The following is a 1,117-nucleotide window of genomic DNA, read 5'->3' as shown; positions in this document are numbered from 1 at the left end:
CTTCCGGAATTCAATTTGATTTGAGCATAGAAAGACTAGAAAATGAACTTTTCCATCTTCAAACTAAAGCTGAAATCAAGAGTTTTTTAGAAGAGCACCCGCTTTTCTCCAGGCATTTTTTGAATATTGACCGATATCCAGATCAGTCTATGGTCGTCGATCAATTGTACGGTTTGGTTAATGATTCCCATATTGATACGCTTTATCAACAAACGGAGCAAACTTTTAGAGATTTTTCCGGGATTAAAAGCGAAATGGAAGGTGCATTGAAGCTTAGCAGGTATTATATTCCAGATTTTGTCCTACCCAAGATAAATACTTTTGTTACTGGCTTGAGTAATGATCTACATGTTTCTGACAGTTTGATTGTGATTGGGTTAGATTTCTTTATTGGAGATAGTGCAAAGTATCTTCCCGATGTTCCAAAATACATTCAAAGAAGGTATCAGAAAGAATATATTGTTCCTACTGTGGTTTTGCTTATGTCGGATAGATATAATAAAACTTCATTTGAGGACCAAACGATGTTAGCTGAAATGATTTATTACGGAAAGGCCTATTATTACAGTAAAAAAATGCTGCCATGTGTGCCAGATTCCGTCCTTATTGGCTATTCATCTGAAGAATTTCGAGATGTGAATGCGAACCAGGAAACAGTGTGGGCACATTTTCTACAAAATGAATTACTTTACTCCACTCAACCGGGCAAAAAGGCTAAGTATCTTTCTGAAAGGCCAAAAGTTTATGAGATTGGAAATAAATGTCCAGGAAGAGTTGGCGTTTGGTTAGGCTGGGAAATCGTAAAAAAATATATGGAAGAGCATCCTGAGGTTACATTAGAGCAATTAATGAAAGATTCAGATGCTAAAAAGATATTTATAGAGTCAAAATATAAGGCCAAAAACAAAAATGGTTAAAAGTGAAGAATAAAGAGTGAAGAGTGGCGTAATCTGTCTTTTAATTCTTTGTTTACTTTTAACTTTCAACTAACAAAAGTTTATTGTTTTTCCGGGAAAATTCCTTTGGCTCGAATAATTGAATTAGTTTTTGGATCTGTAGCTCTTTATTAAATATTTTTTCAGCAGTTTGGCGGGCATTGAATTGATGTTCACTTAAA

The 1,117-nt window shown here is 34.6% G+C and carries 1 protein-coding gene; it reads left to right on the top strand.

Annotated features, from left to right (window positions below; genetic code table 11):
- The coding region (gene gldB, locus E1171_RS23350) for a gliding motility lipoprotein GldB (protein WP_187696143.1) at window positions 1-917 on the top strand (917 nt) is incomplete at its 5' end.
- Window positions 918-1,117: the final 200 nt, after the last annotated feature.

The organism is Xanthovirga aplysinae, assembly GCF_009711365.1.
In the GTDB taxonomy this organism is placed as follows: Bacteria; Bacteroidota; Bacteroidia; order Cytophagales; family Cyclobacteriaceae; genus Xanthovirga; species Xanthovirga aplysinae.
The sequence above is the reverse complement of the archived record's forward strand: the minus strand, read 5'-3'. Positions and strand labels throughout refer to the sequence as shown.